Origin of the sequence: Leptospira stimsonii (genome assembly GCF_003545885.1) — a bacterium.
Classification (GTDB): Bacteria; Spirochaetota; Leptospiria; order Leptospirales; family Leptospiraceae; genus Leptospira; species Leptospira stimsonii.
In genome coordinates this window covers 191351-218188 of sequence record NZ_QHCT01000003.1, presented here as the reverse complement: position 1 = coordinate 218188, position 26838 = coordinate 191351, and the positions used below count along the sequence as shown (strand labels likewise).

Annotated in this window: 19 protein-coding genes; 15 read left to right on the top strand and 4 right to left on the bottom strand. The window is 45.3% G+C overall.

The genetic code is table 11. The features are described 5' to 3' along the window. Positions 1–21: 21 nt before the first annotated feature. Positions 22–1014: a GGDEF domain-containing response regulator gene (locus DLM75_RS12300; protein ID WP_118968805.1), complete on the top strand. Its 993-nt coding sequence runs from the start codon at positions 22–24 to the stop codon at positions 1012–1014. Position 1015: 1 nt separating this feature from the next. Here the strand turns inward: DLM75_RS12300 and DLM75_RS12295 are convergent, their stop codons facing one another. Further along, on the bottom strand, positions 1016–2335 hold the full coding sequence (locus tag DLM75_RS12295; protein ID WP_118968804.1) for a glycerate kinase type-2 family protein: 1320 nt from the start codon (positions 2333–2335) through the stop codon (positions 1016–1018). Between the two features lie 99 nt (positions 2336–2434). On the opposite strand from DLM75_RS12295, the gene DLM75_RS12290 reads away from it, so the two are divergent. Beyond that, on the top strand, positions 2435–3337 hold the full coding sequence (locus tag DLM75_RS12290; protein WP_118968803.1) for an alpha/beta fold hydrolase: 903 nt from the start codon (positions 2435–2437) through the stop codon (positions 3335–3337). Between the two features lie 81 nt (positions 3338–3418). Here the strand turns inward: DLM75_RS12290 and DLM75_RS12285 are convergent, their stop codons facing one another. Then, positions 3419–4276 carry a sterol desaturase family protein gene (locus tag DLM75_RS12285; protein ID WP_118968802.1) on the bottom strand — a complete coding sequence of 286 codons (858 nt, stop codon included), beginning with the start codon at positions 4274–4276 and terminating at the stop codon, positions 3419–3421. Positions 4277–4326: 50 nt separating this feature from the next. Beyond that, positions 4327–5508 carry an AraC family transcriptional regulator gene (locus DLM75_RS12280; protein ID WP_118968801.1) on the bottom strand — a complete coding sequence of 394 codons (1182 nt, stop codon included), beginning with the start codon at positions 5506–5508 and terminating at the stop codon, positions 4327–4329. 340 nt (positions 5509–5848) lie between these two features. Here DLM75_RS12280 and DLM75_RS12270 point away from each other — a divergent pair, with 340 nt between their 5' ends. Together DLM75_RS12270 and DLM75_RS12260 are read left to right on the top strand one after the other, a co-directional pair. Continuing rightward, complete coding sequence (locus tag DLM75_RS12270) at positions 5849–6250, top strand: hypothetical protein (RefSeq protein WP_118969166.1); 402 nt, start codon at positions 5849–5851, stop codon at positions 6248–6250. A gap of 493 nt (positions 6251–6743) precedes the next feature. Next, a complete protein-coding gene (locus tag DLM75_RS12260) occupies positions 6744–6998 on the top strand; it encodes a hypothetical protein (RefSeq protein ID WP_118968798.1) in 255 nt (84 codons plus the stop codon). Between the two features lie 303 nt (positions 6999–7301). Here the strand turns inward: DLM75_RS12260 and DLM75_RS12255 are convergent, their stop codons facing one another. Next, positions 7302–8066: an exodeoxyribonuclease III gene (locus DLM75_RS12255; RefSeq protein WP_118968797.1), complete on the bottom strand. Its 765-nt coding sequence runs from the start codon at positions 8064–8066 to the stop codon at positions 7302–7304. Positions 8067–8166: 100 nt separating this feature from the next. Between DLM75_RS12255 and hisD the strand changes: the two genes are divergently transcribed. From hisD to DLM75_RS12190, 11 genes are all read left to right on the top strand, one after another. Further along, the gene (hisD, locus tag DLM75_RS12250; RefSeq protein ID WP_118968796.1) at positions 8167–9447 is read left to right on the top strand and encodes a histidinol dehydrogenase; all 1281 of its coding nucleotides are present in this window, start codon (positions 8167–8169) and stop codon (positions 9445–9447) included. A gap of 15 nt (positions 9448–9462) precedes the next feature. Beyond that, complete coding sequence (gene panC, locus DLM75_RS12245; RefSeq protein WP_118968795.1) at positions 9463–10317, top strand: pantoate--beta-alanine ligase; 855 nt, start codon at positions 9463–9465, stop codon at positions 10315–10317. Continuing rightward, positions 10314–13859 (top strand): transcription-repair coupling factor, encoded by a 3546-nt coding sequence (gene mfd, locus DLM75_RS12240; protein WP_118968794.1) that lies wholly within the window; start codon positions 10314–10316, stop codon positions 13857–13859. The genes panC and mfd overlap by 4 nt, the downstream gene beginning before the upstream one ends. 47 nt (positions 13860–13906) lie before the next feature. After that, positions 13907–14641: a lipoprotein LipL31 gene (locus DLM75_RS12235; RefSeq protein WP_118968793.1), complete on the top strand. Its 735-nt coding sequence runs from the start codon at positions 13907–13909 to the stop codon at positions 14639–14641. A gap of 6 nt (positions 14642–14647) precedes the next feature. Further along, positions 14648–15496: an undecaprenyl-diphosphate phosphatase gene (locus tag DLM75_RS12230; RefSeq protein ID WP_118968792.1), complete on the top strand. Its 849-nt coding sequence runs from the start codon at positions 14648–14650 to the stop codon at positions 15494–15496. Positions 15497–15535: 39 nt separating this feature from the next. Beyond that, positions 15536–18523 carry an LPS-assembly protein LptD gene (locus tag DLM75_RS12225; protein WP_118968791.1) on the top strand — a complete coding sequence of 996 codons (2988 nt, stop codon included), beginning with the start codon at positions 15536–15538 and terminating at the stop codon, positions 18521–18523. 1 nt (position 18524) lies between these two features. After that, on the top strand, positions 18525–19940 hold the full coding sequence (locus tag DLM75_RS12220; protein ID WP_118968790.1) for an undecaprenyl-phosphate glucose phosphotransferase: 1416 nt from the start codon (positions 18525–18527) through the stop codon (positions 19938–19940). A 27-nt stretch (positions 19941–19967) separates the two neighbouring features. Beyond that, on the top strand, positions 19968–20258 hold the full coding sequence (gene gatC / locus DLM75_RS12215; protein WP_118968789.1) for an Asp-tRNA(Asn)/Glu-tRNA(Gln) amidotransferase subunit GatC: 291 nt from the start codon (positions 19968–19970) through the stop codon (positions 20256–20258). Further along, positions 20255–21718, top strand: coding sequence for an Asp-tRNA(Asn)/Glu-tRNA(Gln) amidotransferase subunit GatA (gene gatA, locus DLM75_RS12210; RefSeq protein WP_118968788.1), 1464 nt, complete (start codon positions 20255–20257; stop codon positions 21716–21718). The genes gatC and gatA overlap by 4 nt, the downstream gene beginning before the upstream one ends. After that, entirely contained in the window at positions 21715–22485 is a 771-nt protein-coding gene (gene hisF, locus DLM75_RS12205; protein WP_069607587.1) for an imidazole glycerol phosphate synthase subunit HisF, read from the top strand. The genes gatA and hisF overlap by 4 nt, the downstream gene beginning before the upstream one ends. Positions 22486–23195: 710 nt before the next feature. Beyond that, positions 23196–26543, top strand: a complete 3348-nt coding sequence (locus tag DLM75_RS12190) for an FN3 associated domain-containing protein (RefSeq protein ID WP_158586471.1) — start codon at positions 23196–23198, stop codon at positions 26541–26543. Positions 26544–26838 lie beyond the last annotated feature (295 nt).

Genomic DNA, 26838 nt, shown 5'->3' with positions numbered 1-26838 from the left:
AATCCGGGGAGCTATTTGTAGATGAATTCGATTCTCATATTAGATGACGCCCAGGAAAATTGTATGCTTATGCAAGGAATCCTGAAGAGATCGGGCTACAAAGAAACGCTGACGAGTCAATCTCCGGACGAGGTCATCGATTGGCTTAGTTTAAAATCGGAGGATCCTCCGAAAAAAAATTTTTCCCTTATTCTTCTCGACATTCTTCTTCCTGGAATTACGGGGATCGAAATTCTTCGCCTGATCCGTGAAAAGCCGGGACTCAAAGATATACCGGTTATCATGATCACAGCCTTAAAGGAATCCAACGTCCTGCAAGAGGCCTTCGACACGGGCGCCATCGATTACGTCATCAAACCATTCGATGCCATCGAACTTTTGGCGCGGGTTCGCTCCGCCTTGCGTCTTTATGAAGAGATGACCAGAAGAATGGAACGAGAAAAGGAGTTGGAAAAACTGACCGACCAACTCAAAGAAGTGAACGCCTATCTTCTTGCCATCGCAAGAACGGACGGATTGACCGGCCTTTTCAATCGAAGATACTTCGACGAGGTTCTTTCGACGGAATGGAAACGTTGTTGGAGAACCGGGAATAGCGTTGCGCTCCTCATGCTCGATATCGATCACTTTAAACTCTTCAACGATACTTACGGACACCAAGCCGGGGACCAGTGTCTCAAGCAAGTTTCTTCGGCAATTCGAGATTGCGCCCGAAGAGCGGGAGACGTCTCGGCTCGATACGGAGGTGAAGAATTCGCGGTGATTCTTCCGGAAACGAGTGAGTCCAATGCCGTCGTCGTCAGCCGAAACATATTAGAAAAAGTTGAAAAACTTTCGATTCCTCATTCCGCCTCAAAAACGGCTCCCACCGTTACGGTCAGTATCGGAATGGCGACCTTGAGTCCGAGTCCGGAGAATTCGATCACGGAATTGATCGAACGCGCAGATAAAGCCCTCTACTTGGCGAAGGAAGAAGGAAGAAACTGTCTTCGTTTTTATCCGCAAGGGGACTAAATCAGTTCCTATTCTTTTCTTTCGTATCAATCCAGATAAACTGAATATCATTCACGTTGGTTCCGGTTGGACCGGTCCGTACAAGAGCATCCGCCGATTGGAGCGCCTCGTAAGATCGATGCCTTTTGAGAGCGAGATCCGCATCGGAGACGGACTGGATTTTTTCCCAGGTGTTTCCGTTCACAAAAGCCCCCGCCGCGTCCGTGGGACCGTCCGTTCCGTCCGTTGCCAAGGAAAGAAGCGAAATTCCGGAATGCCCCGCGATTCTTTTGGCGAACGACAAGGCAAGTTCTTGGTTTCTCCCGCCTTTTCCCGAACCGTCATGGGTAACGATCGTTTCTCCTCCGCAAAGAATCAAAAGGGGAGACGTTCTATTTTTTGAATATTCTTTCGCGATTTCCGCTAAAAAGAATCCGGCTTCTTTTGCCTCGCAGGACAAAGAGGAAGTCAGAAATAGAACTGGAATCGTAAGATGAGTGCATTCTTTTTGGATCATTTCCATGGCAAGGCCGAGGTTCCCGATACAATAAATCGAATTTCGAGAAGGTTCGATGTTGATCGGAGATTCTCCTTCTTTTTTTATTTTATCCTCCAAGAGACGTAACATTGTATCGTTCGGAGGTATATTGTATTGTTGGAATATTCTTAAAATGGAATTTTTATTCGTGAGCGAGGGGATTGTGGGTCCGGAAGCGACTTTCGAAAGATCGTCTCCGATCACATCCGAAAGAATCAAGGTCACCGATTTCGCAGGAAGAATCTTCGATAAAAGTCCGCCACCTTTTAGAGACGATAGAAGAATCCGAATTTCGTTTACGTCTTGGATCGGAGCGCCGCTTTCCAGTAGCATTTTGTTCCAGTAAACGAGATCCTCCAACGTGAGATCTCCGAACGGCACCTCCGCGAGAGAAGAGCCTCCGCCGGATAAAAGAACGAGCACCGTATCCTCAGGACGCAGTTGAGAACAGAGATTCAAAATTCTCCTTCCACCCAAAATACTGTTCGCGTCCGGAATCGGATGTCCCGCTTCCATCGTTTCTAAAGGAGGAATCGGCTTTCCAGCGTGCCCATACTTGGTGAGAATGAGTCCGCTTTGAATTTGACTTTTTAGGATTTCGGTCGCGGCGGCCGCCATCGGATATGCGGCCTTTCCGATGGAAAGAAGGATCACGTTTCCACGAATCGAAAGTTTTTGAAGAGATCGAATCACGGCTTCCTGTGGAAGGGAGGCTTGGATCGCCTTGGAGCCCAGATAGAAAAGGACGGATTCGGGAGAATTGAAATTTTGCGTGGGAGCTTTGGAAAGATCCAAATGGAACATGGGCTTAATTTATTTTGACAATCGGTTCTGTAAACCGAATGTAGGATCTCACACAACGTAGGTCTTTGAAAAAGAAGACCATAAAGAATAGGAGCCTTCATGTCTGAGATCCAAACCGCGTCTCTAAAAAACGGGGAAAGAGAATACAAATACCTTAGCCTCGGAAATGGAAAAAAACTGATCTTCTTCTTCCACGGATTTCCGGACGACGCAGGTTCGATGAAAGCTCTCTTAAATATCTTCTCGGAAAGAGATTTCACCTGTATCGCACCGTATATGAGGGGATATTCTTCCGGTTCCGGCGTTCCCTTTTCCCCGACCGTCAGCATCGCCGAACTCGCAGGAGATCTGAAGTTTATCGTAGAGTCACTCAAGGCCAAACACAAACCGGAGAATACGATCGTGGTCGGACATGACTGGGGAGCGATTGCGGCTTATGCACTTGCCAATCTTTCGCCTTCTTCTTTGGATACGTTAGTCGCTCTTTCTGTTCCTCCGCTTCCTACGTTTCTAAAAAACCTTTTGTTCTATCCTTCTCAGATCGTTCGGAGTTGGTATATTCTATTTTTTCAGCTACGCGCTGGAATCCCCGAATCCGCCCTTTTAAAAAACGATCTCCTTCGAAGGCTCTGGGAGGACTGGAGCCCCGGTTGGAAGATTCCGGAAGAACGATTTAGGGAAGTTTCGGAGAATTTAAAAGTTCCGGAAAACTTATCCACGGCGCTTGGATACTACAGAGGTCTTTTGACTCCGAGCAACTTTTCTCTCTGGAATTCGAGTAGAGAAATTGTGTTTCGAAAGATCGGGGTTCCCACCCTCGTTCTTTCGGGAGAAAAAGACGAATGTATTTCTCCGAATTCATTTCGCGGATTAGAATCCGAATTCTATTCTCGCGTTCTATTTAAGATTGTAAACAATGCGGGACATTTTTTACCGCTCGAGGCTCCGGAGATCGTCGCGCAGGAAATAGTATCCTTTTTGAAATTAGATTTGAAGAAGTAAGATTTAAAAAATCGCGCTCTAGATTTCTCTAGAGCGCGACGAAATGTTGTGTCGTAAGTTGAAGTTATGGGACGTTTTTGATCAACCTTCCGCAGGAGTTTCCGACCAACGGATTTTCGGATCGGAATCGTTTTTGCGAACGCTCCGTTTGTCCGATAAGGATTCAAAGTAATCCTCGTAATACGGGAAATTCGTTACCATGATTCTATCCCAGAAATTGAAATAGAGACTGTAGTTTCCGTGAAACTTTTGGTGATGGAGATTGTGGTGTGTGGAAGTGTTGATCCATTTCAAGATCGGATGTCTCACCCAGCTCCTTGGAAGAAATTCGTAACCCAGATGCCACCAGACATTCATAACCATCGCGTAGACGGTATGAAAGAGAAGCACGTGAAAATGGATCGGAATAAAAAGCACAAAGAAGACGATGTAGATTCCTTCTAAAAAAGCTTCCAGAATGTGAAAGTGGTATGCGGCAAGAGGGGACGGATTTACGGATTGATGGTGGACGGAATGGACGAGAGAATAAACTTTCTTGTGATGCATCCATCTATGAGCCCAATAAAACCATGTCTCGTGCCAGATCGTGATCAGCACAAAAGATAGAAACATATATAAATAACCGCCGTGCGAGCTATAATCTCCGAAATACACATGATTCGGAATCAGTCCCATTCGTGCGCTTACGATATTCGTGGTCGCGATGATCGTAAAAACGAAAAGAGTCACGGCGGATTGTTTGATTTCGTTTTTGATTTTTTCAACCTTCGGATAGACGGATTGAATCCGAAAACGATGAAAGTAATCCTTTTTCCAAACGTAAAGAATCAGAAAAGCCAGACCTGCGATCGGATAATAGCGCAGGATATTCATCGTAAATTGAAAGAGCCCGATTTTTTGGACGCAGTCTAGAACTAACTCACATTGGTTTGGATTCATAAAAAGAATCTCCTTCTTTGTATGAGAGGAGTTTACATTCTTTTAAGAATTCAATCGTCCGACTTGGTCGAAACGGTCGAAAAAAAACGACCTGACTTATCAATCAGGTCTTTTGATTCTCCTTTTTTACGAAATTCGGTCGGACTTAAGCCAACTTCCTTTCGAAACGCGTCGTTAAACGAAGACTTGGACTGAAACCCGACTTCGTAGGCGATCGAAAGAACCGTTTCCTTCGGAGAATGGAGTAAACGATGTTTTGCTTCTGCGATTCTATAACCGTTGATCAATTGAAAGAAATTTCTTTTGAGATGGAGGTTGAGATATTCCGAAAGTTGGTGGGGAGAAATTCCGAGTTCCTCTGCGAGTCTCGAAAGCCCGAGATTCTCTTCTTTATAGATCTTCTTTTCTTCCAAGAGAGAATTGAGGTTTTTCTCTAAAGAACCCAGATCCACGGAACGAAGTTGCGTGTTCTTGTATTTTCTTTCGTCTTCTACGATTCTTCTTACCGCGCTGAAAATTTCCGGATGGCTTTGTCGAACGATGTAGATCCCACAGAGGAGAATTCCAATCAGAATAGAAGAAATCTCCAAGCCGACGACTCCGTCTTGTCGAATGCTCGTGGTCAATCCCAGAAAGGAGGAAGCAGTTGCAGTGGAAAGGATGAAAAGAATCAAACGGACCTGCGGTTGCGAATAGATCGTGGACCAACGGATTCTATGCAAAAGATTCCAAGTGATATTGAAAAGATAACCGAAAAGGGTCAGCGACATCGTTGAGATTCCGATCCGGATGTCCCAGGTGAGTTTTCCTTGTTGCGCCATTCTCAAACATTCCAGTTTCTCCTCGCTGGAAGAAAAATAGAACGGACCGAGGATGACAAAAATCACCAAGCATGGAATCCAATCCCAAACCCGGACGATCGGAATCGTATCCTCTTCTTCCCAAAGCGCCGAAATGTAAGAACGAAGCAAAGGACCGAAGAATGCGGAGATCGGAATGTGAATCGCGTAGAGATAGGGAACATGTCGGATCGATTCGCTTACGAGAAGATACGCGTGAAACTCAAAGATAAAGACGGATATAAAAAGGAACAGAAGAATTCGGTTGCGATGTCCTCGAAACGCGAGCGGAATTTCCCCCAAGACAAAGAGAAAGGATAAGGCGGAACAAAAGCCGATAAATCCGGAGAGGATCGAATGGATCGGGAAGTTTCCTGGTAAAAATGAGAACATGGAAATTTATCTCAAGCTAATCGGACCAATTGCAAAGGAAAGCAAAACCGCTCTTTTCAAGATATAAAAAGAAAAATCGGTCCGAAATTCAAAAAGGAACGGATTTTGACTTTCTCGGGATCTAAGAATCAAACTCCTTACAATCTGTTTAGGGAAAAAAGTAAAAAACTCTGAAAACCTGAAAGAATCGTCAAATTCAGTTGTTTTTAATAGAAACGAAGAAAAGGAACGGCGTAAGAAGGCTGAAAAGTTTGTTTTATTGTTGCGCCGCACCACGTCTAATAGGAACATCCATATGGGACAAAATAATGTTCTTTTCTCCTTAGAAGGGAGGCGCGAAATGCTCGAAAAAATGATCGAAGATATCAAAGATTCTGTAAAAGAATCGGTGAAATCGGTACGCATCCCCTTAGAAGTTCACAGTAAGACCGGAAACTATTCCGCAGAAATTGGCGGTTGGGAAGGCACAGCGATGAGCCTGAACCTGGAACGATTCAACGGGGACGCAGTGGGGGAATCCGCGACGTTAGAAGTTCGAATTCCCTTTTGGAAAGATCCGATTTTGATCAACGGAACCATCACCGAAAAAAAGATCGTTCGCTCCAAATCGCAAGAAAGAATTACGGACAACGTGCTTCTTTTTGAATCGGATGCGATCGGCTTGGTTAAGAAATTCTTACCAAAACTTCCTCTTGATTTGAAAGATTGGAAGATCCCGGAATTTCCGAAAAAGGCCGGTTGAAATCAAAACGATTTCGAAAAAGGGACGCAAGATAACGCGTCCCTTTTTTTTCGATTGAATGTGGATTCGAAAAACGATCTACGGAAAGATCAAATTTCAATTCCTGAACATCCTCTTTTTACTCGGAGAATCTCTTCTCGAAGAAAATCGTTTTCCCGAAGTCCGTAGACTCATTCTTCCGATGCGTATCGATTGTTCCAAAATTCCGGATTCATACTCTAATATTGGATCGAAAAGAATTTTCGATTCAATCCAGAATTGAGTCGTTCCTTTGACATTTATCAATTTCTATTCTTGGATACTGTCGAAATTCTCATTTGACTTTCCTTCGATTCGGGCGCATGCTTAGGGCCGCTCCTTTTCTCTGAATTCTCTCTCTCACGAACGAAAATCGTGAATCCATCTTCGCGATTCGGAAACGATTCGGGCGGAAAACGAGGAAAATGCGGGCTTTGTTTCGCTGTTGTGACTCAGAATCTATTAGGAGAATCTTATGAAAAAGTTTTTAGTTTTCGGTATTTTCTTCCTTTCGCTTCTTGGACTTTCCGCGCAAGGGAACGGAAGAGGAAATCCTTCCTGGAGCCAAAAAGGAAAACCTTGTTACGAGGACCGAGAAAAATTCTGCAAGGACGTGGATCGTAGAGGGGGAGCGATGAGAGATTGTCTTTTGAAAAACGAAGCGCAACTTTCCCCGGAATGCAAGACGCATTTGGATCAAACCAAGGATCGACCTCGAAGAAGAAAATGATTTTTGTTTCCATTTGCGAAGCCGGGATCGAACCGGCTTTTTGAGATATTCTGCATTTCGAATATTCTTAAATTTAGAAGTATTATCCTAACTTTTCCTTCGTAAAGAAATTCGCAAGCTTCCGGAAAAGCTCAATCTGTGGGAGCTCCCGCGTAACCTTGTGAAGAAACTCGATCGCAGAAAACGGTTCATCTCGCTAACGAGAGGAAATCTGTGGGAACTCCCGCGTAACCTTGTGAAGAAACTCCTTCGCAGAAGACCATTCTCTCGCGAACGAGATAAAATTTGTGGGAACTCCCGCGTTTAGAGTTTCATTTCCAGGATCAGTGGTGCGTGATCGGAAAACGGTTTTTCTCGGTAGATCGTATGACTCTTAACGTTCTTTTTCAATTCTTCCGTTACGAAGAAGTAGTCGATTCTCCATCCTTTGTTTTTTGCGCGCGCGCCGGCGCGAAACGTCCACCAGGAATATTCTTGTTTGTCCGGGTACAAGAAGCGGAATGTATCGACCCAACCTTGTTTCAAAAATCCGGTCAGCCATTCCCTTTCTTCCGGTAAAAAGCCGCTACTCTTTGCATTCCCCTTCGGATCATGAATGTCCTGTGGCGTGTGCGCGATGTTTACGTCTCCGCAAATGATGAGATTGGGTTGTTTCTTCTTTCGTTTCGCGGCTTCTTTTTGGAAGAGATCTAAAAATTTCATCTTCGCAGTTTGTCTCACGTCACCGGTCGTTCCGGAAGGAAAGTAGAGATTCCAGAGCGCAAAATTCGGATATTCTATATAAATACTTCTTCCCTCTGCATCGAAGAACGGATCCCCGATTCCGATCGTTACCTTTTGTGGAGGTTTTTTGTATAGGATCGCAACGCCGCTGTAACCCTTCTTCTCCGCACTGTGGAAGATCGGAGTATATCCGCCTTCTTCCCAAAGTGAAGTTGGAACCTGATCCTGCATCGCCTTTGTTTCTTGAAAACAGAGAAAGTCGGGTTTGGTTTCTCGAATGTATTCGGAGAGGCCTTTTTCGAGCGAAGAACGGATTCCATTGCAGTTGAGGGAAACGAGTTTCATAAGCAAAAGATACGCTGACCGATTTCTTTCTTGGGGCAATTGTTTTTTTTGAGTAAATTTCAGATGCAGGAAGAGTTCTTTCCGAAATCCTGGTTTTCAGATGGCGATTTCAATTCTTCCAGTCAGTTTGAAAGATCGAGAAATTCTGGATCCGGTTCTCAAACGAGCCAGAGAGGATCTGAGTTCCACCTTGTCCTTGGTCCAACCCATCATCGAAGACGTTCAAAAAAACGGGGACAAGGCTCTCCGAGAATACACTCGTAAGTTTGACGGAATCGTTCCGGATTCTTTCGTTTTGGATCTTTCCAAGTTTCACCCGAAGATCGATCCTGCACTCGAATCCGCTCTTCAAAAAGCCGCTGAAAATATCAGAGCCTTTCATCAGATTCAAATTCCCGAAGATAAGGAAATTCTTGTAAACGGAAATCGTCTGGGGATTCGCCACACCGCAGTGGAATCCGTTTCCGTCTACGCTCCCGGTGGAAAGGCTTTGTATCCTTCCACCATTCTCATGGGAGTGATCCCGGCAAAACTCGCCGGAGTGAAAAATGTTCAAATCGTTACTCCGCCACAAGGTGGTCAAATTCCGGACGGTCTCATCGCGGCGGCAAAGATCGCCGGCGCGGATCGGATCGTTCTCGCGGGAGGAGCGCAAGGAATCGCGGCGGTCTCTTATGGAACCGAAACGATCTCCGCTTCCGAGTTTGTCATCGGACCGGGAAGCAAGTTCGTTACCGCGGCTAAAGTTTATTTGAGCGGACTCGGAGTCATCGGCATCGACAGTCCTGCGGGACCGAGTGAGGTTCTTGTGATCGCGGACGATTCTGCAAATCCGATTTGGGTGGCCGCCGATCTTTTATCCCAAGCGGAACACGGAGAGGATTCGGTCGCGATTCTTTGCACGAATTCGCAAACCTTCGCCCAAAATGTCCAAAAAGAAGTAGAGAAGGCCTTGCGGGAACGTCCGAAACGAGGCGAGATGAAACGAAAGTCCATCGAAGATCACGGAAGAATATTCGTTTTCCCTAATTTAGAAGAATGTTTTGCGTTTTCGGATCTTTTCGCTCCGGAACATCTTGAGATCCAGACGAGAACTTACAAAGAGGATCTCAAAAAAGTAAGACACGCGGGTTCCGTTTTTTTGGGGAATTATTCTCCGGTGGCGATGGGGGATTATATCAGCGGAACGAATCATATCCTCCCGACCGCAGGTGCGGCGAGAATCTATTCCTCCCTCGGAGTTTCCACGTTCTTAAAACGGGTTACGTGGCAGGAAGTTTCCAAAGAATCCCTTGCGGAACTCTATCCTCACGTGAAAGTTCTTTCCGAGTTCGAAGGTTTGGACGAAGAACACGGCACCTCCGTTCAAATTAGGACCTGAGAATATTCAAATATTATGATCATCTGTAGAACCCCCGAAGAAGTGAACATCCAGGTACGGACCTGGAAAAAAGAAGGAAAAAAAGTGGGTTTTGTTCCCACGATGGGTTTTTTGCACGAAGGCCACGCGACCCTTTTTCAAGAATCCGTTTCCCGCTCCGATAAAACCGTTGTTTCGATCTTCGTCAATCCGGCTCAGTTCAACGACCCGGAAGACTACGCAAAATATCCTGTCAACACGGAAGGAGATCTCAAACTCTGCGAATCCAAAAACGTGGATCTTGTTTTTTTACCGGAAAAGGAAGCGATGTATCCGGGTGGGATTCCCGATGTCGTATTAAAAATTCCACATCTCATGAACAATCTCTGCGCGACATCACGGCCGGGGCATTTCGAAGGAGTTCTTCTTGTGATCTCGAGGCTCTTTCACTTCGTGGAACCCGATCTCGCGTTCTTCGGGAAAAAGGATTACCAGCAGTATCTTCTCATCCGCGAATTCTGCAAAATGTTGGCGTTTCGGGTAGAAGTCGTCGGTTGTGAAACGATCCGTTCGGATAAAGGATTGGCTCTCAGTTCGCGTAACGCACGTCTCAGTGGAACCGAAAAGGAAGAATCTCTTTTGATTTCGAGAGCGCTTCGTCTCGGAGAATCTCAGATTCTTTCCGGAATGAAGGATCCGGTTTTGGTAAGAGATATCATGAAGGACGTCCTGGATTCTTCCGCAAAAATTAAAATCGATTATCTCGAAGTTTTGAACGCGGACACTCTGGAGAATTTGGAGAGTGTTACGGGTAACGTGCTTCTCGCGGTCGCGGTATTTATCGGACCGGTTCGGTTGATCGACAATCTTACGTTGAGCGTCACCGAATGAAGGATCTTCTTGAGGTCGTAGGCGAGGAACTCTTTTCTTCGTTCGGAGTTGCACATACAAAAAAGAAGAATGTTTCGGCAAAATCTTCCTCTTCCACGAAGGGCGCCTCCGATGTCCGCGGTAAAACTTCGGCTTCTTTTGCGACTCGGCAAAACGGATCGGTGGACGAAACCGTCACCGGAAGCGTTTATTCTGTCGTGAACGGAAGTCATTCCATATTAGCTTCTTCTTTATTCCAAAAATTGAATCAAACGATCGTGGTCATTTCCGAAAACAATACAGCCGCGGAATTTTTATACAGAGAATCCTTGAGTTTTCTTCCGAGCAGCGATCTTGTCTATTTACCCGGACAGGAAGTTCTCCCTTACGAATATCTTCGTTATCCCGCGGAGATGAAACGGGAACGGATCAAAGCGATCGCGAGAATTTTGAGCGGAGAACCCGCGCTCATCTTTACTTCTGTCGCGGGTTTTTTGAAAACGCTTCCCCCCGTGACGACGATGCAAGGTCGCTCGATTACTTTGGAAAAAGGAAAGGAAATCGATCTCGAACTTCTTCTGATCGAATTGATCGATCTCGGTTACAAACGTGCGGACGTCTGCGAAACCTTCGGCGAATTCAGTCTCAAGGGAGGAATTTTAGACGTCTATTCTTCTTATTCTTCCGAGCCGGTTCGAATCGATCTTTTCGGAGAAGAGATCGAATCCATTCGAACCTTTGATCCCGACACACAGAGATCGGTCGCCGATCTAAAAAAAGCGATTCTTCTTCCCGCTGACGAATACATTCTTTCCGAGGATCAAAAGAAAGAATATCAGAATCTTCTAAAGTCAGCGGATCCTTCCTTGCACATCCCGGAAATACCGGACGGAAACTACGGAATCTATTATGAGGAACTCGTTCCTCTCGTCCGTGAGAATCACGGAATTCTTTCCTATTTTCCGGAACCTCCGATTCTTCTTTTTCCTTCTCCCAATTCCGTAAAAGAAAGAATGCTTCATCTCGAAAGAGAATACGCGTCCCTTTTCGAAAAACGTTCGAAGGAAGTTCTTTGTTCGCCTCCGGAAAAACTGCTTTGCTTCGGAGAAGAACACGCGGTTCTTCGCGATCTGATGGGGATTTCTTTTTACGGCCTTCCTCCTCGAAACGATCGGGATCTGGTTTCTCCTCTGAAAGAAGCCCCGACCTTTCGGGGTAAAATTCGGGAAGTGCGGGAAAAAATCGCCGAACTCAGAAACGACGGAGGATGGAAAATCATTCTTACTTCTTCTTTCGAAGCTCAGACAAAACGTCTTCAAGGGCTTTTCGAAAAAGAAGGAATCGTTTTGTTAAACGAAGACTCGACGGAACCAGTTCCGATACATCTTTCAAAAACGAAAAAAGATGCGTTTCTCGTTCTTTCCGAACTCAGAAACGGATTTATCTACGAAGATCAGAAAATTCTAATATTATCCGAAAATGATATTTTCGGTCGAGAATACAAACGGAAGACTCGTTTTAAAAAACAAAACAGCAAGGCACTTCAGAGTTTTATCGATCTCAAAGAAGGCGACTTCGTAGTTCACATCCACCACGGGGTCGGAAAATTCTTGAAGATAGAAAGAACGAACGCCGGCGGGAAAGAAAGGGACTTTCTAAAACTCGAATACAGCGGAGGCGATTCGCTTTTTGTTCCTCTGGACCAAATCTCTCTTGTGCAGAGATATATCGGCGGAACCGAATCTCCTCGGCTCGATAGCCTCGGTAAGAGCACTTGGAAAAAAACAAAGGAACGGGTCCAGAAAGCGGTCGAAGAACTCGCTGAAGATCTTGTCCTGATGTATTCCAACCGTCTCAAACTGCAAGGTTACGCCTTTCCACCCGACACGGTCTATCAAGAAGAATTCGAGGCCGAGTTCGAATACGAAGAAACTCCGGATCAGATCGACGCGATCGAAGCCGTCAAAAAGGATCTGGAATCGCCCCGTCCGATGGATCGTCTCGTATGCGGCGACGTCGGTTACGGTAAAACCGAGGTTGCGATCCGAGCGGCTTTTAAGGTCGCGATCGCCGGGCGCCAAATCATGATGCTCGCCCCGACAACGATTTTAGCATTACAACATTATAATACATTTAAGAATCGTTTTGAAAACTATCCGGTTCGTGTGGAACTCGTTTCCCGTTTTAAAAGTCCTTCCGAAGTGCGCGCGATCCTCGAGGATTTTAGCAACGGAAAAGTGGATATGGTCATCGGAACCCACGCGATTCTTTCTCCGAAGTTGAAACCAAAAAATCTGGGTCTTCTCATTATCGATGAGGAACAAAGATTCGGAGTGAACCACAAGGAAGCGATCAAGAAGTTTAAGAATCTCGTGGACGTTCTGACTCTCACCGCGACCCCGATTCCCCGCACGCTTCATATGGCTCTGACAGGAATCCGGGAGCTTTCGATCATCGCGACTCCGCCTAAGAATCGTCAGTCGGTCGAAACCTACGTGATCGAAGAGGACGAGGATTTGATCGCAGAGGCGATACGAAACGAAATCAAACGGGATGGACAGGTTTTTTATCTCTACAACCGAGTGGAAACGATCGAACAAGAAACGAAATATCTCAATGAAATCGTTCCCGAGGTTTCCATCGGAGTATTACACGGGCAGATGACCGAGGACGAAATCGAAGAAACACTTCTCGATTTTTACAATCGTAAATATGAAATTTTAGTTACGACCACGATCATAGAATCCGGGATCGATATGCCGAACGTAAACACTCTCTTCGTCAAACGAGCGGATCTTTTCGGTCTTTCCCAGTTGTATCAAATTCGAGGAAGAGTGGGGCGAAGCGACAGGAAAGCGTACGCTTACTTGCTTCTTCCCAAGGATCGGGTGGTTTCGGAACTCGCCGAAAAACGTCTCAACACGATCTACGAATACCAGGAACTCGGATCGGGTTTTAAGGTGGCGATGCGGGATTTAGAAATCCGAGGCGCGGGGAATCTTCTCGGAAAAGAACAATCCGGAGACATCATGGAAGTCGGTTTCGACCTCTACGTTCACATGCTCGAAGAGGCGATCGCGAGAATCAAAGGAGAAGAAGTCACAGTCGAGGTGAGAACCTCCGTAACTCTGAACACCAACTTCTTCATTCCGGAAACATATATTGCAGACACACGACAAAAGATCGAATTCTATAAGAAGTTTGAAGGCGCCAGGGATTTAGAAGAAATCGAAGAAGTTTATAAGGAAATGATGGATCGTTTCGGAGAACCTCCGGAAGACGCAAAAACGTTTATCCTTCTGGAAAAAATTCGTACTCTTGCATCCAATCTTGGTTTCGAATCCGTCGCGGAAATGAAAGACGAGATCAAGATGAAGTCGGGTTCTTACTTCCGAGGGGACAACGAAAAAATCATCCATTTGATTTCGGCAAGAACCGGTCTTACGATCAACCCAAGAGAACCCAACATACTGATTTTTCAGACCGGAAAAAAATCGGAAAAGGAAAAATTAAACTATCTCATCTTTCTTCTTTCGGAAATGCTCCCTTCCAAAAAAGTATAGACGACCAAACCCCGAATCCTATCCTTTGCACAGGAACCCTAAGTCCGATGAAAAAAAACATTATTTTAATTTCTTTGATTCTTTTAGCCGCTATTTTTGCGGGTTGCGGAGACAACTCCGAAGTGATCGAGACCCTTGACGGAAACAAGATCACAGTCAACAGCTTTGAAGACACATACAACGTCGCCATCGACGCGATGAGTCGGGTTCAAAACATCGAGAAAGAAAATCTTCTCGAGTTTATTTCCAAGGACATCGCGGAAGTTCCGGAGCAGATGAGAGCTCTGAACTATCAATTCCAAAAGAAGAATTTTTACGATCAGTACAGAGATATGATGATCACCACCATCGCCGCGGAAAAAGACGGGTTTACAAAACGCGACGATATCAAAAAGATTTTGAAGTTCCAAGAAATGCAGATTGTTTCGCAACTTTACGTTATGCACCTTGTGGAAAGTAAAATCAAAATCTCCGAAGAAGAAGCGATGGAAGAATGTCAAAAACTCCGCGCGAAAGAACCACAAGTGAGTTCTCTTCCGATCGATCGTTGTATTCTATTCGCAAGAGCTAAACTCAAAAAAGACAAGTCTCAAGAAATTCTTCCGAAGGTTTTGGAAAGAATCAAAGAACAAGTCTCGATCAAACACAACGACAAGTTCGATCTCGACGCTTTTTTGAAGAGAAAGACGACCGCGACCGGAACCGAAAAGAAAGAAGAAACGACGACGGCTCCGAGCACAGAAGCTCCTAAAACGGAAGCTCCAAAAACTCCCGGACAGTAATCTCCCTTGAACCATTACCTGAACGCCTTTCTGAGAAGTATCATTGAGGCGATCACCGAATTCCTGCCGGTGTCCTCGACGGGACACCTGTTTCTATTTAGTTCCTTTTTTCCTTTTTCAGGAGAGAATTTCGGAATCGAGTTCGACGACCTCTTTGATATTTTCATTCAGAGCGGAGCGATTCTTTCGGTTCTCTTTTTGTATCGAGAACGCTTTCGCTCCCATATCGTTTCTTCCATTTCCTATGTAACAAAAAAGAATACCGATCCACAAGGGTTTTACTTTGTGATTCAGATCGTGATCGGTGCGCTTCCGATTTTAGCCGCGGGTTTTGTCGCTAAGAATTTCTTAGATACGATCAAAGCAAGGCCGGACCTTTTGGATATTCTCGCGGGGGCCTGGATCTTCGGCGGCGTTCTGATTTTGATCGCGGAATGGTTCTTTCACAAAAAACAAGGGACTCACGAAAGAAAATCCGTAGAAATGAAGGACGCGATTCTCATCGGGATCTTTCAGTGTGTTGCGTTGATTCCAGGGATTTCACGATCCGCGGCGACAATCATCACGGCGCGATTCTTAGGAAAAGATACGAAGAGTAGTGCGGAATTTTCCTTCTTTTTAGCCGTTCCGGTTTTATTGGCCGCGGGAATTTATAAACTCTACAAGTATCGTTCGATTTTAAACGGAGATACGATTCCGGTTTTAGCGTTTGGATTTTTGGTTTCCTTTCTTCTTTGCACACTCGTCATACGTTGGTTTTTGCACTATCTTCAGAGGCATTCTTTCTCAGCCTTTGGTGTGTATAGAATTCTCTTGGGGGTCGGCGTTCTCGTTTTCACAAAAATAATTAGATGAAAATCTAATTCCCGAGAATAATCTGACACCGGTACCGGAATGCACCTCCGCCTTATTCTGATTCTATTTTTACTTCTGCTCGGAATTCCGATCTTCGGGCAGACGGAAGAGCAGATGCTCCGTTTTATGACGGGCGGAGCGGCAGGGGATCAAAGTCCGTCTTCGGCTCCCAACGATGAAAAAAAGCTCGCGATTCTCCGGGCAAAAAATCGACTTTTAGGCAAATCCATCGATACACTTCCGGACCGTGAAGTGGACGACCTTCTTCTTTCCCTCGGATTGACCCGTGAAGGATCTTTGTTTAGTAGAAGAAAACGTCTTCGCTCCGCTTTGGAAGAAGCGCTTCCGGTCGCGGCGGACCCGCTCGCGAATCTTCCTCAGTCGAAAAAAGCGCTCCCGATTTCGATCGAAAACGCGTCCGAAGGGGAGCTCCTACAAGTGGATAAGAATAAATCCGGGGTTCTTGTTTTGAGAGGCCGCGTACGACTGAAACTCAGATCCGGTTCGATCGAAGCCGAAACGATTACCGTCGACAGTGAGAGGCAGGAAATCTACGCAGAAGGTGGAATCGTCTATAAGGACGGACGTGCGGTAATCGAAGGAGATAAATTCATCTACGATTTTCGTCTGGAAAAAGGGGTCGTCTATAAGACAAAAGGGACCTTTGCTCCTGCCCATTTTATCGGCGAGAAGTTGAAGAAGTTGGACGACAAACGATACGCGCTCGAGATGGGTTACTTTACGATCTGTAACGCTGAGAAACCCCACTATTCTTTTAAAGTCAATCGACTCTATATCTACGACGATAAGACCGTGATGGCGACGAACGTGCGTTATCAGGTTGGGGGAACGACCGTTCTCTGGTTGCCGTTTCTCTACAACAGTAACTTAGGAAACGGTTGGATCACGCAAGCCGGTAAGAACAACACGCAAGGGTTGTTTATGCAGAATTCCTATCAGTGGTCCGTGATGCCTACGATCGCCGTCGCCCCGATGGGTTATAAATTTCGCGCGGATTTTTACGAAAAAACCGGGCAGGCGTTTCAACTTGAGATGTGGAAACAAAGCCCGTATTTGAACTACTTGATCGACATCGGATATGCGAATCATAGAAACTATGCGATCTCAAGCGCGTATGAAGATCGATTTCACAATTTCGGGATCGGAACTACAGCCGTTACCAATCAAGTGGATAAGGGGCCCCGTTTTTCTACGGATCCGAATAGCCCATATCGTTATATCGGACAGGATACGGAACCTTGGTGGAAGGGAAGAATTCTTTTAAACTCGAAGACGAACAACACGGAAAAGGACGTTACCCGAAACTTCAGCTTTCAATACGAAAATTATACAAATCGTCTTTTTGATTACGAATACGGAAATCGTTACGAACCTGCAAACACGCTTCAGTCCTTGTATACCGCAAGAAACGTTCGCCAGGGTTATATTCGAAATACACTCGAATGGAAGTTCGATTATACCGAAAACCGAGGAGATCTTTCCATCAACGTGGGGATGAAGAGAAATCTTTTGTATTATATCCTAAGTCCGACGGATAAGTCCGGTTACTTTCCGACCGTGGACGTATTGCCGACCACCACGATCCGAAATTCTTCCGAAATCGGAAGAATTCCTTACTTTAATTCCGCTGTGTATTGGGATGCGTATTTGAACAATACGATTCTTCGTTACTACGGAGTTCCCACAAGGGAGAATCTAAGTATTCCCACCTTGGACGGAAATTATCAGGATCCTTACGGAAATTATAAGGAGAATGTTCTCAGAACGCAGTACTTCACCCAAGGGGAAACGGGTCTTCGAACTACGTTGAACTTTGGAAGTTATATGACGTTTACCCCGAACGCGTTTTTTGGGGCCAAAAAACAATCCGCTACGAGCAGAAACAACGCGGCAGTTACCGGTGTGACGGATAACGCGTTTACTTCTTTGGAACGTTATCTTGCAAGGGAATCTTACGAATACGTAAGAACGGCTTCCAATTTGAGAATCGGGATCCCTCTGATTTTTTTCAACGCGACGTATCGTAAACTCGAAGCCTACAAACCGGAACTACAGGATCCGATTCTCGCAAAAACGAGACAACACGAATTGGAAATTTCGTTGGAAAGTTATGCGCTGGAGAATTTTGAAATTTCCGTTCGAACCATACGAGATCTGAGATCCTTTTCCCCGGAATATCAACCGCAACCTACAAATCAAGAGCGTTGGTATTTTACTGTGGCCCGCTTTTCTGGTTATTTCGATTTTTTAGACGGCCTACGCCCGAAACGCGCTTCTCTGCTTGAAAAGAAAAGAAGTTTTTACTCCGGTCTTTTTATCAACAACGACTACGTACATCATACTCCAAAAGCAAAACCTCTTTCCAATAGTTTTACGGCTTCTTACAAGATGGGCGGCTTTACCCTTCCGTTCGTTCGCCTGATTCGTGAATTGGAATTGGGAGGAACCTGGTATCACGTCTACAATAGTCCGATACTTGACGGATATAGAATATTCGTAAAAGCGAATGTGGATTTTACGAGACACTTAGGAATCGAAGCGGAGCTGGATTCCAGGGTGAGTCAGCCTTGGAGATATACCAATCAGGTCGGAAACACATACGATACTTTTTTTTATGGGAACGATCCTACGACGAGCGCGTCCACTCTCAACCTGGAAAGAACAACTCTCCAACGGGACTTACTGGATGGAACCGGCGTGAACGGAAACGGTGCTAAGCAGAACACGGCGCTAAACATCAATCGTTTTATGGGAACGATCAAATACAATCTTCATACCGCGAACTTTCGACTCGGATACAGCATGGATCTGCGTGCGGTTCCCGGAGGAAGAACGGACGGACTCGTTTCCTTTTACGATCAATCCGTATTCTTCTCGATATCGATCACGGACTTCTCTTTGGGCCAACAGGATTCTTCCGAGCTAACAAGAGTTCGTCTGTTTAGATTTAGAAAACGTCCTTTCCAAACGGGTGATCGTGCGGGAATATCTTCGGAGAATCCTTAACATGCTCAAAGAAAGAAGTCAAACGTTTAAGTTGATCTTTACCATTTTGGATTTTGTGACGGCTCTTTTCGGGGGGGCTCTCGCATTTTTGTTTCGCTTCTATGTCGTAGACGAAACCGGGATGGACGTTCGTTACGTGGATCTTGAAAGTTATGTTTTTCTTTTTGTTCTATTAGCTTTCTTTCAAGTGATCGTTTTTATCGCGATCGATCTCTATCACCCGAGACGCGGTCTTTCTTTTATCGACGAATTTCTTACGATCGTCGGCGGGGTGTTCCTCAATTTAGTTTTCGTCCTCGCCGTTTTATTCTTCTTTCGTGGGGATCTGGGAAGCGAACGTTTTTCAAGATCCGTGATCCTCGTCTACACGGTCATCAATACTTTGACCACGAGCCTTCTTCATTATTCTGCGAGAATTCTTCTCAGAACTCTTCGAAAACGCGGTTATAATCTAAGGAGCGTACTCGTCGTGGGTGTTTCCGAAACGTCCAAACGATTTAACGACGCGGTCATCAAACACGGAATCTACGGTTATAAAATTTTGGGTTTTGTCCAAGCGGATACGGGAAAGCCGGTTCGTAAGGATATGAAGGTGATCGGAAAGGTAAGTAGGATCGCAAAAATTCTCGAAACGGAAAGACCGGACCTTGTAGTTTATACTCTCGAACCTTCGGAAGGGGATTATCTCAAAGAAGTTTTGGACGCTTGCGATCACGAAGGCATCGATCTAAAGATCGTTCCCGGTTTTCAAGAATTCATCAAGGCGAGGGGAAGGGTGGAGGAGATGGAAGGCCTTCCGGTCATTTCGATCCGAAACATTCCGATCCGTCTGGGATATAATAAATTCATAAAGCGTCTTTTTGATCTTACGTTTTCGATTCTTTTTATTCTCTTCTTTTCTCCTTTCTATCTTTTGATGGCACTGTTCGTAAAACTTTCCTCAAGAGGTCCGGTTTTTTATTATCAGGAAAGAGTTGGTCTGGATAATAAGAAATTTAAGATGATCAAGTTTCGGACGATGGTCGTTCAAGCGAAGTCGCAATCCGAAACGACCTGGACGATCCAGAACGATCCGAGAGTTACCGGATTCGGAAAAATTCTTAGAAAACTTTCCTTGGATGAGACTCCTCAGTTTTTCAACGTTCTTTTCGGGGACATGTCCGTCGTGGGACCAAGACCGGAACGTCCGCATTTTGTTGAAAAATTTAAAAATGATCACAGACATTATATGAGAAGGCACGCGGTAAAGGCCGGAATTACCGGTCTTGCTCAGGTGAAAGGACTCAGAGGAGATACATCGATTGAGGATAGAATCGCCGCGGACATTTATTATATTGAAAATTGGTCTCTCTGGCTCGACCTAAAGATTATTCTCCTGACTCCATTTAAAGGAATCATGGACAAAAATGCCTACTAAAACACTCTGACTGCAAGGGAGAGAATCATGAACCTGAACGAAGATTCTTTGCAAAAAATCGCAGACCTCTCGCGTCTAAAAATCCGTCCTGAAGAAAAAGAATCCACCTTGAGAGACTTTAATAAGGTTTTGGAATACGTGGATCAAGTAAAAGGACTGGACGTATCTTCGATCGAAGACGACGAGATCTACTTCCAACACGAAAACGCGATTCGTCCGGATCTCTCCGGAAAACATCTCACTCGGGAAGAAATCGAAACCTTCGCACCATCCTTTCAAAACGGATACTTCGTCGTTCCTAAGGTGATCGAGACATGAACGAAATATTAAAAAAATCTTATACAGAATTGAAAACGGCTCTTGGCGAGGGTAAACTCAGCGCTACGGATTTAGCGAAAGCCTGTATCGAAAGAATCAAAGAAGTCGACGGTTCGGTGAAAGCATTTTTGTCCCTGGATGAGAAGAAAATTTTGGAAGCCGCCGCCGAGAGCGATTCCAGAAGAAAAGCGGGCAAACCTCTTTCGGAGTTTGACGGAATTCCGGTCGCGATCAAAGACAATATCTGTATCCAAGATTCGATCACATCTTGTTCCTCTAAAATATTAGAAAATTATAAATCTCCATTCAACGCAACGGTGATCGAAAGACTTCTCGAAAAAGGATTTATCCTTTTTCCAAGAACGAACATGGACGAATTCGCGATGGGTTCCTCTACGGAAAATTCCGCATTTCAGACAACACGCAATCCGTTCGATTTAGAAAGAATTCCAGGAGGTTCCAGCGGTGGATCCGCGGCCGCAGTGGCCGCTTCTATGGTTCCGTTGGCTCTCGGATCCGATACGGGCGGCTCTGTGAGACAACCTGCCTCCCTCTGTGGACTCTATGGACTGAAGCCCACTTACGGAAGTGTTTCACGTTATGGGCTCGTTGCCTACGCGTCCAGCTTGGATCAGATCGGACCGTTCTCCAAGGATGTTCAAGGTTGTATCGATTTGTATTCGGTCATTTCGGGAAAGGATCAAAGAGATTCCACTTCCGTAAATCGCCCGGGTTTCTCCGCGTCTTCCGTAAAGGAAGTCGACTTCAAAGGATTGAAAATCGGCGTGATCAAGATGACTCCGGAGATCGATGCGGACGTTACAAAAGCCTACGAATCTCTTCTCTCGCAATTGAAAGAAAAAGGTGCGACCTTAGTCGAACTGGATTTTTCGAAGTTCAGCTTCGCGATCCCGATCTATTATATCATTGCTACAGCGGAATGTTCTTCGAATCTTTCTCGCTTTGATGGAATTCGTTTTGGGGCGAGAAAGGATCCTACGGGAAAACTGGAAGATTTGTATGTGGATTCCAGAACGGAAGGTTTTGGAGCGGAGGTAAAGAGAAGAATTCTTTTGGGGACCTTCTCACTCTCCGCCGGTTATTACGACGCATACTATGGAACCGCACAGAAAGCTAGGGTTCTGATTCGGAAAGAATACGAAACGTTTTTTTCCAAGGTGGATTTCATTCTTCAGCCGACTTCTCCTACGACCGCATTTAAGGTCGGAGAAAAGACCAAGGATCCGGTGCAGATGTATAAGGCGGATATCTGGACTACGAGCGTGAATCTCGCGGGACTTCCGGCCATCAGCGTTCCGATGGGGAAAGATACAAAGGGACTTCCGATCGGATTGCAGATCACAGCGCCTTATTTCGAAGAAGGAAAATTGTTCGGCCTTTCACAAGCTGTTTCTAAATTAGAAGGTTTGAATATTCAATTTCCGGAAAAGATCGGATGAGCAACCTGACCGCAAGAGTCATTCCCTGCCTGGACATCAAAGATGGAAGGGTGGTAAAGGGAGTAAACTTTGTAAATCTCGTAGACGCCGGAGATCCCGTCGAATCAGCCGCGATTTACGAAGAGAATCTTGCGGACGAACTTTGTTTTTTAGACATCACGGCCTCTTCGGATCGAAGAGAGATTCTTCTTCATCTCGTAGAAAGAATCGCAGAGAAGATTTTTATTCCATTTACGGTCGGCGGAGGAATCAGAACCGTCGCGGATGTAAGAGCGGTTTTAGAAAAGGGTGCCGATAAGGTTTCCATCAACACCGCCGCGTTTCAAAATCCTGAACTGCTTCGAGAATCTTCCGAGATCTACGGTTCTCAGTGCATCGTCTGTGCGATCGATGTGAAGTTCCAAAAGGAAAGAGATCGATATGAGATTTTTTTGCACGGAGGAAGAACGGAGACCGGAAGGGAAGCTTTGGACTGGGCACAAGAAGCCGCGGAAAAAGGCGCAGGTGAAATTCTTCTCACTTCTATGGACCGAGACGGAACGAGGAACGGATTCGATATCAATCTACTAAAAGCTTTTTCTTCCGCTCTTGAAATTCCGATCATCGCCTCCGGAGGCGCCGGAAACCCCGAACACATGGTGGAAGCGATTCTCAGAGGAAAAGCAGACGCCGTGCTCGCGGCTTCGATCTTTCACTTCGGAGAATATTCGATTCGAGAAACGAAGAGAGCGATGCAGGAGATGGGAATCTCCGTTCGCCTCGATTGAAGAATCCTGTCTCCGTCTCTAAACTCCAAAGACGCTCTTCTCCAACATCGTTTCCAAAACGAATTTATAAGAATCCTATTTCAGGAGACCTTGGTTCCTTTCCGTTTCTCCGAATCCATTGCCACCGTGAATTTTCTTTTAAGATTTCTAAGGTCCAGATCGGTTCAATCGAGAAAGTCGGTTTCAAGGTAGAATGAGTCCTCTCTGTGTTTTTGAATTTCCGTTTCGTCAAACTCATCTGAAAATCGCATCAACAAAAGGGATCCATCTTTTTGATTCTTTTTTTGCATTTAGTTCAAACGTAGATTTCAATTTAAAAAGGATTCTCCGTTTTATCAAAAGGGATCGAGTTCACTTTGTCCGTTCGATTCTTTATAGATCCGAAAAGGATATGGGAAATTGCTCAAGAAGTAAGAGTTGAGGATTCGTTTGTATCGTTTTCTTTTCTGATTTATAAAAACGTTTGGAATGATTGATAAAGAAATTTCTTTCTTATCTTTCGGTTCTCTTCGGATCTCGTTTTAAGACTTTTTTAATTTTAGGAAGTTGTATTTTTCGACTACTCTTAGTCCTAGGTTTGAAAATTCAGGAATTCTAATGCTCTTTATTGGGCGGGAATGCTTGGATCGATAAAAAAGATAAAGTTAGAGACTGGAGTAAAGAAAGGAACCGTGTCGCGTCTAACGCGTTCTTCCTTTTGTCGAAAATCTATGAAAAGAGTATTTCCCCTGTTTGTGTTTTTTTTCCTCTTTTGTTTCGGTTGTTTGAAAACCGGTCATTCCGGAATAGGAAACACGATTCCGTTTATGATCATCGATATGGAAGGAACCGCGAGGATCAAAGGGACATTTTTGGATGTGAACGGAGACGGTATCACCGACGGAATCGATACCAACAATAACGACGTCATTGATATGCTTGTATCGGATACGGACCAGGACGGAATCTTAGATTCCATCGACACAGACGGGGACGGCGTCACGAATCACTACTTATGCCATCAGATGTCTCACTATTCTTCTCGAACTGGAAAGAATTGTACCGGGAATCCCCTCGCGTTTATCGATCTCGAAAATGACGGAATTGCGGATGGATTTGATGTAGATAACGACGGCTCGATTAACGATCCGATTCTGAAACGAATTCAGGAGGATTTAGATTCTCCATCCATTTCAATTTCTTCGAACAATCTTCCCGGGATTTATGGAAACTCTCAGAAGGTGAAACTTACCTGTATGGATAATATCGGTCCGGGTTCGATCGTCTATACTCTGGACGGTAGCGTTCCGAATTTTTCTCCTTTTCATGGAATCTACTCGAATGCGCCGAGCGTCCATTTTAATGTCGGCTCCGATTCCGTGAGCGGGGACTATAGAATCAAATATCTTTGTCGAGATTTGGCCGGGAATGTGAGTGCGATTCAGGAGTCATTGTATCAAATCGATACGACGCTTCCTGTGATCATCGCGAATACGACATCTAATTTTATCAGCAATCATCCAGGTGCCATTGGTCGGTCGGATATCACCTGGTCATCCAACGTTTCCGTTGCGTTTACGATTCGCTCCGGTGCGTCCGATTGTGGTTCCGGACTGGAAGTGACTCGAGGGTTTTTATCTTCCGGAACGAATTCGCTTTTTTCGGTGACGGCAGGCGGAAATTTTTCGGGGGAAGGAACGAAGCACTTTACGATTTTCGGATACGTCGATTTAGACGGGGATGGGATTTGTACACCCGGTCTCGATCGAATCGGATCGAGTTCGATTTCCATCCAAAGAGACGATACTCCTCCCTCCGTTTCCGTGAGTCCGGATGAAGGAAATTTCGGGACGATTACGAACGTTTCCCTCACTTGCTCGGATTCGGGAAGCGGTTGCGATCAAACGGTCGTAAATTCTTTGGTCAATGGAACTCCTACGAATCCAACCATCGACGCGCTCTCCGGTACGATCGGCACGGGAAGCATGTATTCCGGGACAGCGATTTCGACCGTAGACAATGCGACCACTTCCATAAAGTTTATCGCAAGAGACAAGGCGGGGAATGTTTCCGCCGTTACACAAAAGCGATATACCGTTGACCTCGCGACTCCGAACGTTACGATCAATTCGAATCTTCGTTACGTTTCCGGAGAGAACGGTTCGACCGCTTGGCAATCGGACAGAAGCGGAACCTACCAAATCATTCTGGGCGGGTCCAGTTGTACATCTGGAACGGTCTTATCTTCCGGTTCAGTTTCAGCCGGAGGTCCGGACACTGTAACTGCAATCGACAATACAAGGTTGAGTATTGGGGACAATACGATTCGTATCTGCGTCGCCAGTGCGATCAACGTTGGAAACACAACGGTGACGATCACAAAGGACCAATCAGCTCCTAACGTTTCAATCACTTCGCCAACAAGCACAGGACCGTTTCCAATCGGAACGAGTTTTACCGTTTCTTGCGCAGACGTCGGCAACGCAGGGTGCGATAAGATCGCCTACACGTTAGACGGAACTTCGCCGAGCTTCAATGTTTCCCGAGGGATTGCGAACGGAAACCTCTATTCCGGTTCGGTGAGTCTTTCCACAGCGGGGCAGTTTCAAATAAAAGTGATCGGAATCGATAAGGCTGGGAACATTTCTTCGATCGTGAGTCAGACCGTGAACATCGGTCCACCTCCTTCTCCGAATGGAGTTCTTGTCGGAGCTGGAAATGCAAAATTGGTTGTTTCGTTCATCCCGGTGAATGGCGCCACGAGTTATAAAATTTACACCGCAAATTCGAGTGGTGTGACAACTGCGATGAGTTCCGTAAGTGGGACTTCTTCTCCGATTACGCTTTCCGGTTTGACGAATGGAACCACCAAGTTCGTCGCGATGACCGCGATTCATAACGGTGGGGAGAGTCCCTTGAGTGTGGAAAGAAGCGGAACTCCTACGACTTCGATCCCAGGTGCGACTACTGCGGTTCATAAGGATATATCCGGTTCGGTAGGTCAAGGAACCGATTCCGGAAAATTTCCGTCCGCGGCGATCGATCCAATCAATAAGAAATTGCTCGTCGTAACTCAAAACGGAAGCAACGGGGACAAACCTTCTTTATTTCGTTGCGACTTAAACGGGAATTCTTGCCAACACTTTGATATTTCTTCCGGTCAAGGAAACAATTCCGGAAAAAGTCCTTCGATCGTAGTGGATGAAATCGGAGGAAAGATCTTGGTTGCAACGGAGAATGGGGCAAATTCTTCTAAGCCTTCCCTGTTTCGTTGCGATCTGGACGGAAGCAACTGTGGTCATTTTGATATTTCAGCGGGTCAAGGTTCCGGATCCGGAACGAATCCGAAGATTCTAATCGATCAGCTGAATCGAAAACTCTTAGTGGTTACGAACAACCTTGCGAACGGAATCCGGCCTTCTTTGTTTCGGTGTGATATTGATGGATCGAATTGTATTCACGAGGATATTTCCTCGGGGCAAGGAGTGCAGTCTGGGTTTACCCCGATCGCGGATCTGGATTATACCAATCAAAAAATCTTGGTGATCACGCGGAATCAAGGAAATTCCAATAAGCCTTCCTTGTACCGTTGTGATTTGGATGGAACGAATTGTACTCACACCGATTACTCGACGGGAAGGTCGTTTTTTGCTAATATTCTACCCGCGATTGCGCTCGACCGACTGAACGGAAAGCTACTGATGTCGACCTACGGAATGAATAATAATACCAATGAGATCGATTTCTTTCGGAGTAATTTGGATGGTACTTCGAATACTCAATCCATTATTACTAATATGAATTCTGCATCCTCGGTAGGAAATATAAAGCTTTCGATGAGTTTAGATTTTGTGAATTCGAAGTTGATTTTGGTTTATCCGGGGAACGGTATGCAGAATCAGGTGATTCGCACAAGTCTTTCCGGAACCTCTCCAGTGTTTAATATAAACCAATCAGCCGATCAAGGGTTTAATTCCGGTCATGACCCGTTCGGGTTGGTTGATTTTGTAAACGGTAAATATCTCATTCTCAACTATAATGGTTCGCATGGAGGAAAACTGAGTTTGTTCGTTCTTTAGAAAGTTTAATGAATATTTTTTCAGTATATTATGAAAACCTAAAAATTAAAAACAAGAGTCAATCGAATGACTCTTGTTTTAGGAGAAGAAACATCCCAAAGGTAAAAAATTGCTTTATTGAGATCGAAGGCTTTTCCCTTACTCGTAGTTCCTACGATTCCTCCGTGAAAGTCGCGGGCCCCACCCTGATTGGGTGGAGGAGGAGAGGCGGCGGGAAAAAAGTCGAGTGACTATCCTAAATCACAAAAACTGAATTCTATCAAGGAAAAATCGCCGGCTTTCTTTGTAGGAACTC

Coding starts and splice junctions, on each gene's coding strand:
- DLM75_RS12300 (WP_118968805.1), top strand. CDS start 22: ATGAATTCGATTCTCATATTAGATGACGCCCAGGAAAATTGTATGCTT.
- DLM75_RS12295 (WP_118968804.1), bottom strand. CDS start 2,335: ATGTTCCATTTGGATCTTTCCAAAGCTCCCACGCAAAATTTCAATTCT.
- DLM75_RS12290 (WP_118968803.1), top strand. CDS start 2,435: ATGTCTGAGATCCAAACCGCGTCTCTAAAAAACGGGGAAAGAGAATAC.
- DLM75_RS12285 (WP_118968802.1), bottom strand. CDS start 4,276: ATGAATCCAAACCAATGTGAGTTAGTTCTAGACTGCGTCCAAAAAATC.
- DLM75_RS12280 (WP_118968801.1), bottom strand. CDS start 5,508: ATGTTCTCATTTTTACCAGGAAACTTCCCGATCCATTCGATCCTCTCC.
- DLM75_RS12270 (WP_118969166.1), top strand. CDS start 5,849: ATGCTCGAAAAAATGATCGAAGATATCAAAGATTCTGTAAAAGAATCG.
- DLM75_RS12260 (WP_118968798.1), top strand. CDS start 6,744: ATGAAAAAGTTTTTAGTTTTCGGTATTTTCTTCCTTTCGCTTCTTGGA.
- DLM75_RS12255 (WP_118968797.1), bottom strand. CDS start 8,066: ATGAAACTCGTTTCCCTCAACTGCAATGGAATCCGTTCTTCGCTCGAA.
- hisD (WP_118968796.1), top strand. CDS start 8,167: ATGGCGATTTCAATTCTTCCAGTCAGTTTGAAAGATCGAGAAATTCTG.
- panC (WP_118968795.1), top strand. CDS start 9,463: ATGATCATCTGTAGAACCCCCGAAGAAGTGAACATCCAGGTACGGACC.
- mfd (WP_118968794.1), top strand. CDS start 10,314: ATGAAGGATCTTCTTGAGGTCGTAGGCGAGGAACTCTTTTCTTCGTTC.
- DLM75_RS12235 (WP_118968793.1), top strand. CDS start 13,907: ATGAAAAAAAACATTATTTTAATTTCTTTGATTCTTTTAGCCGCTATT.
- DLM75_RS12225 (WP_118968791.1), top strand. CDS start 15,536: ATGCACCTCCGCCTTATTCTGATTCTATTTTTACTTCTGCTCGGAATT.
- DLM75_RS12220 (WP_118968790.1), top strand. CDS start 18,525: ATGCTCAAAGAAAGAAGTCAAACGTTTAAGTTGATCTTTACCATTTTG.
- gatC (WP_118968789.1), top strand. CDS start 19,968: ATGAACCTGAACGAAGATTCTTTGCAAAAAATCGCAGACCTCTCGCGT.
- gatA (WP_118968788.1), top strand. CDS start 20,255: ATGAACGAAATATTAAAAAAATCTTATACAGAATTGAAAACGGCTCTT.
- hisF (WP_069607587.1), top strand. CDS start 21,715: ATGAGCAACCTGACCGCAAGAGTCATTCCCTGCCTGGACATCAAAGAT.
- DLM75_RS12190 (WP_158586471.1), top strand. CDS start 23,196: ATGAAAAGAGTATTTCCCCTGTTTGTGTTTTTTTTCCTCTTTTGTTTC.